The organism is Hymenobacter sp. DG25B (assembly GCF_000801315.1).
In the GTDB taxonomy this organism is placed as follows: Bacteria; Bacteroidota; Bacteroidia; order Cytophagales; family Hymenobacteraceae; genus Hymenobacter.
Genome location: NZ_CP010057.1, coordinates 103,688 through 116,799 on the forward strand (window position 1 = coordinate 103,688; position 13,112 = coordinate 116,799).

General features: G+C 64.1%; 12 protein-coding genes and 1 pseudogene. All 13 read left to right on the plus strand.

Translation table 11 applies throughout. The features are described 5' to 3' along the window. Positions 1 to 63 precede the first annotated feature (63 nt). Positions 64 to 1,311: a TolC family protein gene (locus PK28_RS18550; protein ID WP_044518411.1), complete on the plus strand. Its 1,248-nt coding sequence runs from the start codon at positions 64 to 66 to the stop codon at positions 1,309 to 1,311. Continuing rightward, complete coding sequence (locus tag PK28_RS19450; RefSeq protein ID WP_048826646.1) at positions 1,311 to 1,922, plus strand: hypothetical protein; 612 nt, start codon at positions 1,311 to 1,313, stop codon at positions 1,920 to 1,922. The genes PK28_RS18550 and PK28_RS19450 overlap by 1 nt, the downstream gene beginning before the upstream one ends. Further along, positions 1,906 to 2,541, plus strand: coding sequence for an efflux RND transporter periplasmic adaptor subunit (locus PK28_RS18560; protein WP_044518414.1), 636 nt, complete (start codon positions 1,906 to 1,908; stop codon positions 2,539 to 2,541). Before PK28_RS19450 ends, PK28_RS18560 begins: the two co-directional genes overlap by 17 nt. Further along, a complete protein-coding gene (locus PK28_RS18565) occupies positions 2,511 to 3,047 on the plus strand; it encodes an efflux RND transporter periplasmic adaptor subunit (RefSeq protein WP_231576268.1) in 537 nt (178 codons plus the stop codon). The genes PK28_RS18560 and PK28_RS18565 overlap by 31 nt, the downstream gene beginning before the upstream one ends. 7 nt (positions 3,048 to 3,054) lie before the next feature. Beyond that, positions 3,055 to 3,753, plus strand: coding sequence for a hypothetical protein (locus PK28_RS19455; protein WP_048826648.1), 699 nt, complete (start codon positions 3,055 to 3,057; stop codon positions 3,751 to 3,753). A 6-nt stretch (positions 3,754 to 3,759) separates the two neighbouring features. Next, positions 3,760 to 6,980 (plus strand): annotated as a pseudogene (locus PK28_RS18575) (efflux RND transporter permease subunit). A 31-nt stretch (positions 6,981 to 7,011) separates the two neighbouring features. Beyond that, entirely contained in the window at positions 7,012 to 7,587 is a 576-nt protein-coding gene (locus PK28_RS18580) for a helix-turn-helix transcriptional regulator (protein ID WP_044518419.1), read from the plus strand. A gap of 290 nt (positions 7,588 to 7,877) precedes the next feature. After that, the gene (locus tag PK28_RS18585; protein WP_197070540.1) at positions 7,878 to 8,759 is read left to right on the plus strand and encodes a hypothetical protein; all 882 of its coding nucleotides are present in this window, start codon (positions 7,878 to 7,880) and stop codon (positions 8,757 to 8,759) included. Positions 8,760 to 8,819: 60 nt separating this feature from the next. Beyond that, positions 8,820 to 9,161: a four-helix bundle copper-binding protein gene (locus PK28_RS18590; protein WP_044518425.1), complete on the plus strand. Its 342-nt coding sequence runs from the start codon at positions 8,820 to 8,822 to the stop codon at positions 9,159 to 9,161. 143 nt (positions 9,162 to 9,304) lie between these two features. Next, positions 9,305 to 9,514 carry a heavy-metal-associated domain-containing protein gene (locus tag PK28_RS18595; RefSeq protein ID WP_044518427.1) on the plus strand — a complete coding sequence of 70 codons (210 nt, stop codon included), beginning with the start codon at positions 9,305 to 9,307 and terminating at the stop codon, positions 9,512 to 9,514. Between the two features lie 286 nt (positions 9,515 to 9,800). After that, complete coding sequence (locus PK28_RS18600; protein ID WP_044518429.1) at positions 9,801 to 10,157, plus strand: DUF6799 domain-containing protein; 357 nt, start codon at positions 9,801 to 9,803, stop codon at positions 10,155 to 10,157. A gap of 453 nt (positions 10,158 to 10,610) precedes the next feature. Then, the gene (locus PK28_RS19460; protein WP_048826650.1) at positions 10,611 to 11,747 is read left to right on the plus strand and encodes a DUF2231 domain-containing protein; all 1,137 of its coding nucleotides are present in this window, start codon (positions 10,611 to 10,613) and stop codon (positions 11,745 to 11,747) included. A gap of 4 nt (positions 11,748 to 11,751) precedes the next feature. After that, positions 11,752 to 13,098: a multicopper oxidase domain-containing protein gene (locus PK28_RS18610; RefSeq protein WP_082017270.1), complete on the plus strand. Its 1,347-nt coding sequence runs from the start codon at positions 11,752 to 11,754 to the stop codon at positions 13,096 to 13,098. Positions 13,099 to 13,112 lie beyond the last annotated feature (14 nt).

A 13,112-nucleotide genomic window follows, 5' to 3' on the forward strand; every position in this document is an offset into this window, starting at 1 on the left:
TCGTGTACAGCTCCCTTCCGTCGGCTGCTGCCGGCGGAGGGGCCAGCGGCCTAACCAATGCTTATGAACAATCTTCCCATTCATCGCCGTCGGCCCGGGCTGGTGCTCTTGCTACTGTTGCTGGTGCTGCTGGCCGGACCGGCGGGGGCGCAGCAGGTCGTGGTGCGCCTCGACAGCGCCGAGCAGCAGGCCCTGCGCCGGCATCCGCGCCTGCGCCAGTCGGCCGAGGAAATCGCGGAGCAGCGCGCCCTGAAGCGCGGCAGCTTTTCGCCCACCAACCCGGACTTTCTGTTCTCCGCGCCCACAGGCGAGCGGTGGGCCCCGGGCGTGGTGCAAACCATCGACTTTCTCACGGTGTACCGCCGGCAGGCCCAGGTCGCGCAGGCCGGCATCACCCTGGCCGAGCGGGGCCTGGACGTGAACCGGGCCACCGTGCGCCGCGACGTGCGCCAGGCCTACCTGAGCCTGCAGTTTGCCGAAGCGCAGGTGCGCCAGCTCACCTACCAGGACAGCCTGTTTCGGGCGCTGCAAGTGGCCACCGACCGCCTGTTCAAGGCCGGCGAGGTAACGGCCTTGCAGCGCGTGAGCACCGAGGCCGAAGCCCGGCAAGTGCGCAACCAGCTCGACCAGGCCCTGGTGGACCAGCGCTCGGCGCAGCGGCGGCTGGGCCTGCTGCTCGGGCAGCCGGAAGCCAACCTCACGGCCGATACTGACCTGCGCCAGACCGGCCCCGAGCTGGCCCGCGCCGGCGCGGAGCTGCTGGGCACGCTGCCCACGCAGGATAGCGCCGCCGTGGCCCTGAGCCCCACACTGGCCTACTACGGCCAGAACGTGGCGTTGAGCCAGTCGGGCATCAGCCTGGTGCGGGCGCGGCGCACCCCGGCCCTGACGCTGGGCTATCAGAATCAGGCCTACGGCGACTCGCCCTACCGCTACCGCTTCCAGTTCGGGGTGTCGGTGCCCATCTGGTTCTGGACCTACCGCTCCCAGCTGCAAGCCGCCACGGCGCGCAGCAAGGCCGCGCAGGCCCAGCTGCAGGTGCAGCGCCTCGACCTGGGCACCCAGTACCAGCAGGCGGTGGCCGACACGCGCAAGTTTGCCGCCTCGCTCACCTACTACGAGCAGACGGGCCTGCCCCAGTCGCGGGCCATCATCAGCCAGTCGCAGCGCCTGTTCAAGGCCGGCGAAATCAGCTACCTCGTGCTGATACAGAGCCTGAACCAGGCCTTCACCATTCAGAATACCTACCTGACCACCATCCGGGACTACCGTCAGGCCATCGTTGCACTTAACTACCTGCGGGGACAATAATGAAGAATCTCCTCCTGCTCCTGCTGGCCCTGCTGTTGGCCACCGGGGCCCGCGCCCACGGCGGCGAAGACCACGGCGACGCGGCCAAGCCCTCGGCCGGGCCGGTGGCCACCACCTTCTCGGTGGCCGCCCTGTCCGAAAGCTTCGAGCTGCTGCTGCGCTTCGAGCCCCTGAAAAAAGGCGAAGACGCCGATATGCGGCTGTTCGTGTCGGACTACGCCACCAACGCGCCCATCAAGGGGGCTAAGCTGACGGTGACCTGCCCGGAAGCGGCCGACCTGAAATTCACGGTATCCGAAAAGTCGCCGGGGGCCTACCTGGTCGAGGGCACGTTCCCGGCCAATAAGAAATACAGCCTGGCCGTGAACATCGTGGCCGGCGACAAGGCCGATTTGATGCTGCTCTCCGGCATCGAAGTCGGCAAGCTGCTGCCCGTAGCGGCGGCTCCTGCCCCCGTCGCCGCGCCCCTCATCGGCTCCTGGAAAACGGTGCTGCTGCTCTTCGGGGCCTTCGCGCTGGGCATTGCCGCCACTGCCCTGGTTATGCGCCGCCGTCGCCCGGCCGCTGCCGTCCCCACCTCAACGCCTGCTGTTTATGAAAACCACGCATAAGTTTCTCGCTGCCACGGCTGCCCTTGGGCTGGCCTTTTCCGTGCTGCTGCCCCCGCCCGCTGCCTTGCTGGCGCACCCCGGGCACGACGAAGCAGCTAAGCCCAGCTCCGAGTCCGCCCTGACCGATGCCGTGGCGTTGCCCAAGGAAAGCCAGTTCCTGTTCGGGGTGCGCACGGCCCTGGCCGGCTACTCCGATACCTATAACCGGCTGACGCTCTACGGTACCGTGGCCTCGGCCGCCGGGGGCGAAGGGCGCGTGGTGGTGCCCCAGACCGGGCGCGTTGTGAGCCTGTCGGCCAAGGTAGGCCAGCCGGTGCGCGCCGGGCAGGTGCTGGCCGTCATCGACCAGACCCTGGACGCGACCCAGCAAATCGGCCTCAGCACCGAGCGAGCCAACGCCCAGGCCGAACTGCGGGCCGCCCAGCAGGACTACGCCCGCCTGCAAACCATCGCCGACATCGCGGCCCGCAAGGACGTGGTGGCCGCCGAGCTGCGCCTACGCCAGGCCCGCCAGAACGCGGCATTCTCAACGGGCAGGCCAGCAACCGCCGCGTCACGATTACCTCGCCCATCAGCGGCACGGTGGACGTGTTTACCCTCGCCGTGGGCCAGCAGGTGACGCAGGGCGACGAACTATTTCGGGTGCTCAACCCCGGCAAGCTGCGCGTCGAAGCCCAGGTGTTCGCCCAGGACTTGGACAAGATTCCGGCCGGAGCCCAGTTTCAGGTGGAAGGCCTGCAAGGTCAAACCGGCAGCGCCCCGGCCCGGCTGGTGGTGTTCAGCAACGTGGTGAACCCGGTGAACCAGGCCCGCCAGCTGGTGCTCGAACTCGACCCCACCGGCACTAACCTGTTTCGCGCCGGCCAGGCCGTGAACGTGCAGGTGCTGGGCCGCAGCGGCGGCGGCAAAAAGCAGCTGGTGGTGCCTACTTCGGCCCTGACCGACCTGAACGGCAAGCCCGTGGTCTTCGTGCACACCGACCCGGAAACCTTCAAAATCCGCTACGTGCAGCCCGGCTCCGCCAACGGCGAGCAGACGGTGCTGCTGGCCGGCGACGTGAACGAAAACGACCGGGTGGTGAGTGTGGGCACCTACCAGCTCAAGTCCATCTACCTGAACCAGTAACCCGGCCATGCACCCCGCTCTCGTTCGCCGCCTGCCCTGGTTGTTCGCCGCGCTGCAACGCGGCGGGGCCGGCCTGCTGTTGCTGGTGCTGACGCTGCCCCTGGCCGCGCAGCATCGGTGGGCGGCCGGCGCGGTGGTGCTCGATACGCTCACGGCCCGGCCCCTGCTCTGCGCGGTGGGCGTGGCTGAGGGCGGCGGCGAGGTGCTGGTGTTCAACGGCCAGGCCCATACCACCCGCCACCGGCCCGATGGAGCCACCGAAACCACGGTCGGTTTCCGGGGCCGGGCGGCCTGGTTGCTGCGGAGCCGGGTCGCCTCCTGGAACGACGCGGGGGCCGTGCCGGCCACCGTGACCACGCCGGCGCAGCTGGCGCACTTTATCCGCGAAGCGGCCCGGCGAGCCGGCCTCGATACCCGCGCCGGGCAGCCCTTCCGGCTGTTGGGTCAGCCCTCGGCCGTGTGGTGGCAGGTGGCGGCCTTCCCCACGGCCAGCCCCGCCGACGTGGTGGGTTCGGGCCTGGGTGCCCGCGGCCGCTTCGCCCCTGGGCCGGTGGACCTGGTGGGCTTTCTGCTGCCAGTTCCTAAACGCCGCCAGCCGGCGCGCTTGCACCTGCACGCCCGCCCCGGGGCGCAACCCTTCGTCGCGCATGTGGACAGCCTGCGCCCCGGCCCCGGCCTGCGCCTTCTCTTACCCGCTCTTCCCTAGATTCTCATGCTTGACCGCATCATTCGATTTGCCCTGCAAAACCGCCTGCTCATGCTGGCCTTTGCTGTTGGCCTGCTCATTGCCGGCACCTACACGGCGCGCCAGCTGCCCGTGGACGTGCTGCCCGACCTCGACCGCCCCCGCGTAACCGTGTTCCTGGAAGCGGCCGGCATGGCCCCCGAGGAAGTGGAGGCCCTGGTAACGCTGCCTGTGGAAACGGCCCTGAACGGGGCCACCGGCGTGGCGGCTGTGCGCTCCAACTCGGCCATCGGCCTGGGCATGGTGTTCGTGGAGTTCGACTACGGTACCGACATTTTCACCGCCCGCCAGATTGTGGCCGAGAAGCTGCAAACCTTGAGCGGGCAGCTGCCCACTGGCATTACGCCGGTGCTGGGGCCGATTTCCTCGGTGATGGGCCAGATTATGCTCGTGGGCCTCTCGGGGGCCAGCAGACCAATGCGGCCGACCTGCGCACGCTGGCCAACTACACGGTACGCCAGCGCCTGCTCTCCATTCCCGGCGTAGCCCAGGTCATTCCCATCGGCGGCGACAACCTGCAGTACCAGGTGCTGCTGGACATGCCCCGGCTGAACGCCACGGGCCTGACCGTGACCCAGGTGGAGGAAGCCCTGCGCCGCTCCAACCTCAACACCACCGGCAACTTCTTCGACCGCAACGGCTCGGAGGTGCTCATTCGCAATCTGGGCCGCCTGCGCTCGGTGGCCGATATCGAGAACATCATCGTGGGCTACCGGCAGGGCTCGCCCATCAGCGTGAAGCAGGTGGCCACCGTGGCCTTCGGGGCGCGCTTCAAGCGTGGCGACGGCAGCGTGAACGGCAAGCCCGCCGTCATTCTGAGCATCGAAAAGCAGCCGGGCACGGCCACCGTGGGCCTGACCCAGGCCGTGGAAAAGGCGCTGGTCGAGTTGAAGCCCTCGCTGCCGAGGGACGTGCAAGTGAATACCCGCCTGTTCAAGCAGGCTGATTTTATCGAGTCGTCGATTACCAACGTCGAGGAGGCCCTGCGCGACGGGGCCATTCTGGTGGTCATCGTGCTGTTCGCCTTCCTGCTGAACGTGCGCACCACTTTCATTTCGCTGGTAGCCATCCCCTTGTCGCTGCTGGTCACGGCGCTGGTGTTCCGGGTGGCGGGCATCAGCATCAACACCATGACGCTGGGCGGCCTGGCCATCGCCATCGGCGAACTGGTGGATGATGCCATCGTGGACGTGGAAAACGTGTTTCGACGACTACGTGAAAACCAGCATCTGCCGCAGCCCAAACCGGCTTTGCAGGTGATTTACGCGGCCTCCTCGGAGGTGCGCAACTCCATCGTGTATGCCACCATCATCGTGGTGCTGGTGTTCCTGCCGCTGTTCGCGCTCGAAGGCATGGAGGGGCGCATTTTCGCCCCGCTGGGCATCGCCTACATTACCAGCATCGTGGCCTCGCTGTTCGTGTCGCTCACCATCACGCCGGTGCTCTGCTACTACCTGCTGCCCAAGATGAAGCAGATTCGGGCGGCCGAGCAGGAGGGAGGCCTGGTGCGCTGGCTCAAGCGTAAGGACACCGGCCTGCTGGGCTGGGGCCTGGCCCACCCGAAAATGGTGCTTACGGTCACCGGGCTGCTGTTCGCGCTGGCGGCCTCGCTGGTGCCTTTCTTCGGCACTGAGTTCCTGCCGCCCTTTAACGAGGGCTCGCTCACGGTCAATTTCTCGGCCCCGGCCGGCACCTCGCTCACCGAGTCCAACAAGCTGGGCACGCTGGGGGAGGAGCAGATTCTGCAGCTGCCGGAAGTGGCCTACACCGCCCGCCGCACCGGCCGCGCCGAGCTGGACGAGCACGCCGAGTCGGTCAATAACTCGGAAATCGAGGTGGCCTTCAAAACCGAGCAGGAGCTGGAACGAGAGGGGAAAAAGATGCGTAGCCGGGAGGAAATCCTGGCCGACCTGCGCCAGCGCCTGGGCTTGATTACGGGCGTGAACGTCAACATCGGCCAGCCCATCAGCCACCGCCTCGACCACCTGCTGAGCGGGGTGCGGGCGCAGGTCGCCATCAAGGTATTCGGCAACGACTTGCTGGAGCTGCGCCGCTACGCCAACGAAATCCGCACGGCGGCCGGCGCGGTGCCCGGCGTGGTCGACCTGCAGGTGGAAAAGCAGGTGCAGATTCCGCAGCTGCTGGTGCGCCCCCGCGACGCCGCTTTGCGCGCCTACGGCCTGGAGCGGGGCCAAGTGGTGGCCACGCTGGAAACCCTGTTTCAGGGCGACGTTGTATCGCAGATGCTCGACGGCCAGAAGCGCTTTGACCTCATCGTGAAGCTGCCCGAAGCCCAGCGCAACGACATCGCCACCATCGCCCAGACCCGCATCGAGACGCCCTCGGGGGCGCTGATTCCGGTAAGCCAGGTCGCTGACGTGAGCTACGAGCCCGGCCCGAACACCGTCAACCACGAAAACACCCAGCGCCGCATTACCGTCTCGATGAACGTGGCCGGGCGCGACCTGGGCAGCACCGTCAAAGAGGTGCAGGCCCGCATCAGCCAGCATGTGAAGCTGCCGGCGGGCTACTATCTGACCTACGGCGGGCAGTTCGAAAGCCAGCAGTCGGCCTCGCAGAAGATTCTTTGGCTAAGCCTTTTCTCACTGGCCGGCATCTTTCTGGTGCTGTTTTCGCACTTCAAGTCGGGGCTGATGGTGGGGCAGATTATGCTCAACATCCCGCTGGCCCTCATCGGCTCGGTGGTGGCCGTGCTGCTCACGGGCGGCACGTTCAGCATTGCCTCGCTGGTGGGCTTCATCACGCTCACCGGCATTGCCTCGCGCAACGGCATCATGATGATTTCGCACTACATCCACCTAGTGCAGCACGAGGGCGAGAAGTTCAGCAAGGAGATGATTATCCGGGGCTCGCTCGAACGCCTGGTGCCCGTGCTGATGACGGCCCTGGTGGCCGCGCTGGCCCTGGTGCCACTCACGCTGGCCAAGGACGCGCCGGGCAAGGAAATCCTTTACCCGGTGGCCACCGTCATCCTCGGCGGCCTGCTCAGCTCCACCTTCCTCGACATCATCGTCACGCCGGTCGTCTTCTGGCTTTTCGGCGAAAAGGCCCTGGCCCAGTACCAGCGCGGCCACCACGAGGTCAGCCTCGATGCTCACCCGCAGGAGCTGGATGCCCAGCCCCTGACCCCGCCCGCCGACCTGAATCCGGTGCAACCGGCCGTCTAAGTTTCTGGTTATGACCCTCGCTCCGCTTCATATGCCCGACGATGCCGGCTGTGTGCTTTACATCAAGCACATGGTCTGCGCGCGCGGTATTCGGGTGGTGCGGCGGGAGTTGGAAGGCCTGGGCCTGCGGGTGCTCGACGTGCGGCTGGGCGCGGCGACGGTAGCGGGCCCGGCCGAGCAGCTGGACTGGGCGCGTATTCGTGAGGCCCTGACTACGGCGGGCTTTGCCCTGTTAGAAAGCCCCGCGCAGGCACTGGTTGACCAGGTGAAGCTGGCCGTGGCCGGGCTGCTGCGGCGCTCCGGCAACACGCTGCGGCACCGCGAGTTCATTCCCGCCTTGGCCCGGGAGGTGGGTCTGGACAGCCGCCGCCTGCACGCGGCCTTCGCCCAGTTGCCTGGCCACGAAAGCCTCATCAGCTACATCACCCGCCAGCGGCTGGCCTACGCGCAGGAATTGCTGCAGACTTCCCGTCTCGACATCGGGCGCATTGCCCGGCAGCTGGGCTACGGCAGTTTGGCGCACTTTTCCGGGCAGTTCCGACGGTTTGCGCAGTGCTCGCCCTCCGTCTATCGCCAACAGGTAGTTTTGGCACAGAACATTGATTAGCAATACCATTGCTGGTTGTTGAAGACAAATAAGACGAGTTAGAAACTTACCAGGCTTCGCCCCGCGTTTTGCTTCTCTTTAATCTTTCACAGCACCACGTCCTCTTCATGGCCAGAATTACCAGAACACTGCAACTACCCATGCCGGCCGATGCAGTAAATCAACAGCGTGCCCAACAGTTCTTTGGGGCATATACTTGTCAAATGATGGTTGGTCCTTTGGACACGCCATTTTATCTTGGGACGCCCACGCCTCGGGCTTGCCGGTTTTGTGGCAGAACGGAACCAGAGGTGTCGTTCCGAAAGGATGCGCACGTGATGCCCGACTTTATGGGCAACCGCAATATTCTTTCCTACTTCGAGTGCGACACGTGCAACGCGTTGTTTGCGAAGTACGAAGACTCGTTCGCCAACTACCTGGGCGTGGCCCGAACCTTTAACCAGATTAAAGGCAAGAACAAGAAAGTCCCCAAATTCAAGGACAACAAGACCGGGCTGGAGGTGTCGATGGGCGCGGAAGGTCTGCACATCAAGACGATTCAGGGCCAGGACCCGCTCATCATTGATGCGGCTACAAACTCGGCGCAGCTGGTAACTACTCGCCCCAGCTACATTCCGATTCATCTGGTCAAGCTGTTGCTGAAAATGGCCCTTTGCTTACTTGATGAGCAAGAAGTGGCCGACTATGCGTGGGCCAAACGGTTCGTTACCTCGGAGGAGCATGATGAAGCGGCCCAGGGCATGGGCTTGTTGAGCGTGATGATGCACTCCATTCCCGGGCCGCCGGTATTTCCGGCACCCTTTGCCCAGCTCTACACCCGTAACGAGACAGCACCAGCCGACATCCCGGAAAAGGTATTTGTGCTCTACTATGCCAACTACTATTTCCAGTTGGCATTGCCCTTCAGTCGGGTCGATAAGGTTCGATTCCTGGCGATTACGCCTCCTTTGAAGACTATTGATATACCCGTCTTCCCACTCTTAATTGGGGAAACGTGGCTGGCAGATTACGGCCCTGCCTCGTTTAAGCGGGTTGATTTCACTTCCAATCAGAAGCGCGTAGGAGAGGAGCATCGGTTTTCCCTATCCTTCGAGAAAATGGTGGAACTACCGCTCGACCCGGCAGCGCCAAATGATGCAAGCCTCGGGGCAATTGATGCAAAACCAGCGTAGGCTTAGGGGGTATAAGGTGGAGTTGTAAAGCATTCCCATCCACTCCTAACCTGCTGAACCATGCACGCTCAGAACCAATCCCTCCTCGACGCCCTCAACGCCTGCATCGCCGCCTGCGAGCATTGCGCCACCGCCTGCCTGCAGGAAGAAGACGTCAAAATGATGGCCCGCTGTATTAGCCTCGACCGCGACTGCGCCGATGTCTGCGCCCTGACGGCCCGCCTGATTGCCCGTGGCTCGGAGCACGGCCAACATTTACTGCGCGAGTGCGCCGAAGTGTGCAAAGCCTGCGGCGACGAGTGCGAAAAGCACGGAGCCCACATGCAGCACTGCAAGGAGTGCGCCGAGGCCTGCCGTCGCTGCGAGGCAGCCTGCCGTGCCGGGATGAAAGTAGCCGCCTAAGCCGGCTTTGCTGCTGACGGCCGGGTGACGGGAAATCATGCAAGTCCCCTGCGCAATTGTATACCCCTGACGTGCCACTCTGGCCGCAGCTTTGCGTGTTGTATTGGCACGAACCCGGTGTGGGTTCCTTAACTCAACTCGTCATGAAAACCCTTCAATTCAAAACCAACATCAACTGCGGTGGCTGCATCAAAGCGGTCACGCCCACCCTCAACCAGCAAGCCGGTGCCGGCAACTGGCAGGTCGATACGGCCAACCCCGATAAAATTCTCACGGTCAGCTCCGACCAGCTCACCCCCGAGCAAGTCATGCAGGCCGTCGAAAATGCCGGCTTCAAGATTCAGGCGGCCTAATCCTTGGCTGCTCATCCCTAAACGCCCGGCTGAGCCGGGCGTTTTTGGTTTTTTGGGGGTTCTTCCCGCTGAATTCCATCGTTTTCGCATCCCGCACAGCCGGGTCGGCGAACATGACAAAGCTCACGCATTAGGCCCGCGCTTGTCATAGCCCCCCAGCCAGCCCCGGCGGACCTTTGACACGGCTGGTGCCGCGTTGGCACCTCGCATCCACTCCTCGTGAGCGAGTTGCTCGTGGTCCGGCCAGTTACCCACACGTTCCCCAATAACAACCATTTTCCCTCCCATGAAAAAGCTCCCCTATCTTCTCGCCGCCCTTCTGTTCGCCGGCCTGACCAATGTTACCCTCGCCCAGACGGCCCCGAAAACGGCCCACGCGCATTCCGCTACCAAAGCCTCGCATCAGGACTGTTGTATGATGAAGGACGGCAAGATGATGATGATGAAAGGCGGCAAGATGATGCCGATGACCGCCGATATGACCATGGCCGATGGCACCGTGTGCACGACCGATGGCACCTGCAAAATGAAGGACGGCACCACCATGAAAATGCAGGACGGCCAATGCATGATGATGAACGGCAAGATGAAAATGCCCGCCGGCGCGAAAGGCCACCACAAGATGGAGGGCATGAAAATGTAGTTGGCCGGGACTGGTTCCGGGCCTCGTCGCTGTCAGCGGCGGGCGCGGAAACACTTCCTGTTTAGCGGACTTGCGGCTGACCGCGAGTCCGTTTTTTTTTGCCTGAACGGAGCTTATTCCTTTTTAAGCATTCCATTGAAACGGCCCCCTCTGGCCATTGCTCCCGGGCAGCTTTGCTTTCGAGCCCATTCGCCGCGCAAGCCGGCAACGGCTGAAATTATGCAACTCCCCACCCCAATCGCTGCAAACATTTGGGGAAGGAGCTCACGTAAAGGAAACAGGGCTGGCTAATGCTAAGGCCCGGCAGGGGAGGGGGTTTGGTTGGCAATGGCAGCGGTTGTGGCTGGCATCCGGCTCGTTCGGCGACCAAGCCTAACCGCTCATTGCCGGGTCCCTGCTACCGCCGGGGAAACTTCTCCCGAATTCCAGCCTGCCTTGCTTTCGACGCCGCCTATGTTCTCAGATTTTCCCAACCTGCACCCCCTGGTGGTGCATTTTCCCATCGTCCTCATTCTACTCGCCGCCGCCCTCCAGGCGGTGCTGGTGTTCAAGGATTGGCCCCCGGTGCGCTGGATTACCCTGGTGGTCATGGCCGGTGGCTTTGCCGGCGCGCTGGCGGCGAGCACCGTGTTTCACGCCGAGCCGATGGGCCTGGGGGCCCGAGCGGCGGCCGTGTTCGCGTCCCACGAAAAGTACGCGAGCTATACCTTGTGGCTCTCGGGCATCACGCTGCTGCTGCGCGGCGTCGGCGACTTCTTTAAAATCCAGCGCCGGGCCTATGAAATCCTGGTGCTCGTGTTTGCCCTGGCGGCGGCTGGCGTGCTGTCGGTAGCCGGCCACCGGGGAGCGCAGCTGGTCTATGTCGAAGGAGTGGGCCCGCAGGGGCACCTGCTCGACAAAAACCATGGCCACCACCACGACGAAGCAGGCACCGCCGCAATGCCCGGCATGGAATCGGAAACCGGAGGCCACCACGACAACGAGCAAGCGGATAACCACCCCGAAAACACCACGTCAGGGCAGCAGTCCCCGGCTGAAAAGCCCCACTCAGCCGATATGCCAGGCATGGATATGAGGAGCCAGGCCTCCCCGCAGGAAGGTTCCGCTAACGCCTCTTCCGGCAAGATGGATGCAATGGACATGAACGGCCCGAAGCCAGCCAGCCCGGCGCGATTGGCTGCCAAATCGGGGGGAATGGCCGATATGCCCGGCATGAAAATGCCCGCCGCTAAACCATCACAAAAGATGCCTCCGGGCATGAAAATGAGCCGTTCGGCCAATATGAGCCAGCGGGAGGAGATGCCCGCCATGGCCAATATGCCCGGAATGAAGAGCCAACCGGCGGGGGCGAAAAAGCCCGGCAAGACGCAAGCGGGGATGGAAGGAATGGCGGATATGCCGGGTATGAAAATGCCCGCGGCGCAGCCTGCGCCGACCACGGGCAACATGGCCGATATGCCCGGCATGGAAAAGGGCCAGGCCAGGCCCGCGACGGGTTCGATGCCCAGCATGACGATGCCCAACCCCCTGGACAAGTTCCGCTTCAAGGATAACAACCCGGCCCGGAACCAACCGACGCCCAAGCAATAGCGCCATGAGAGTTCTGATTTTACTTACCCTGCTGCTTTCTACCCTCGGGGCCGGGGCGCAGTCGATGCCCGGCATGGCCATGCCGAAAGAGAAGGAGCCTTACCTCACCCAATCGGCACCGCCGGATAGGCAGGCGCAGGGCACCGTCGTCATGCCCCGCGCCAGCTACGTGGGCAAACGGGTCGAATACGACCTGTACGTGGCCGACCGGATGGTCAACTTCACCGGCAAAATGCGTCACGCCATCGGCATCAACGGCCAGATTCCGGCCCCCACGCTGCGCTTTAACGAGGGCGACACCGCCGTTATCCGGGTCCACAACCAAATGGCGATGGAAACTTCCGTGCACTGGCACGGCCTGCTGGTGCCCAACCAATATGATGGCGTGCCCTACCTGACCACGGCCCCCATTAAGCCCGGCACGGTACACACCTACACGTTTCCGCTGCGCCAAAGCGGCACCTACTGGTACCACTCCCACACCATGGTGCAGGAGCAGTCGGGCCTCTACGGCTCCATCGTGGTGCAGCCCAAGGAAATTCAGTATCAGCTGAAAGAGTACGTGCTGGTGCTCTCCGACTGGACCGACCACCGGCCCACGGAAGTGCTGCGCTACCTCAAGCGGGCCGGCGAGTGGTTTGCCGTGCAGAAAGGCGCGACCCAGAGCTACGGTGAGGCCCTGGCCGCCGGCTACTTCAAGGATAAGCTCAAGCAGGAGTGGCAGCGGATGCCGGCCATGGACGTAGCCGACGTGTTCTACAACAAGTTCCTGATGAACGGGCAGGAGCTGAGCTACTTCAAGGATGCCCAGCCCGGCGAGGTGGTGCGCCTGCGCGTCATCAACGGCAGTTCCTCCTCTTACTTCAAGCTGCAGTACGCCGGCGGGCCGATGCAGGTCATCGCGGCCGATGGCATCAACGTGGAGCCCTTCCCGACCAGCAAGCTGGAAATTGCCACCGCCGAAACCTACGACCTGCTCATCACTGTACCCGCGATGGGCGCGGCCGAGCTGCGGGCCACCTCCTCCGACGTGTCGGGCTACACCTCCGGCTATTTCGGGCAGGGCGAGCCGATGCGCACCCCCGACCTGCCCAAGCTCAACTACTTCCAGATGACGCGGGAGATGAACAGCATGGGCAACATGAGCGGCATGAAGATGGGCGGGGCCGGCCAGATGGGCCCGAAAGGCGCGGCGGCCCCGGCCGGTGGCGACATGAAAGGCATGGACATGAGCGGCGGTCAGGCCGCAAAGGCTCCCGCTGCTAAGGCCGAAGCCCCCATGGCGGGCATGGACATGCAGCAGGGCACCGCACCGGCCACCTCCACCGCCCGCCCCGCAACCGCCCGCTGAACCAGCAGGAAAAG

Bases quoted from the DNA above. Each gene is read 5' to 3' on its own strand.
- PK28_RS18595 (WP_044518427.1), top strand. From the start codon at position 9,305: ATGAAAACCCTTCAATTCAAAACCAACATCAACTGCGGTGGCTGCATC.
- PK28_RS19455 (WP_048826648.1), top strand. From the start codon at position 3,055: ATGCACCCCGCTCTCGTTCGCCGCCTGCCCTGGTTGTTCGCCGCGCTG.
- PK28_RS19450 (WP_048826646.1), top strand. From the start codon at position 1,311: ATGAAGAATCTCCTCCTGCTCCTGCTGGCCCTGCTGTTGGCCACCGGG.
- PK28_RS18600 (WP_044518429.1), top strand. From the start codon at position 9,801: ATGAAAAAGCTCCCCTATCTTCTCGCCGCCCTTCTGTTCGCCGGCCTG.
- PK28_RS18550 (WP_044518411.1), top strand. From the start codon at position 64: ATGAACAATCTTCCCATTCATCGCCGTCGGCCCGGGCTGGTGCTCTTG.
- PK28_RS18590 (WP_044518425.1), top strand. From the start codon at position 8,820: ATGCACGCTCAGAACCAATCCCTCCTCGACGCCCTCAACGCCTGCATC.
- PK28_RS18580 (WP_044518419.1), top strand. From the start codon at position 7,012: ATGCCCGACGATGCCGGCTGTGTGCTTTACATCAAGCACATGGTCTGC.
- PK28_RS18560 (WP_044518414.1), top strand. From the start codon at position 1,906: ATGAAAACCACGCATAAGTTTCTCGCTGCCACGGCTGCCCTTGGGCTG.
- PK28_RS18610 (WP_082017270.1), top strand. From the start codon at position 11,752: ATGAGAGTTCTGATTTTACTTACCCTGCTGCTTTCTACCCTCGGGGCC.
- PK28_RS19460 (WP_048826650.1), top strand. From the start codon at position 10,611: ATGTTCTCAGATTTTCCCAACCTGCACCCCCTGGTGGTGCATTTTCCC.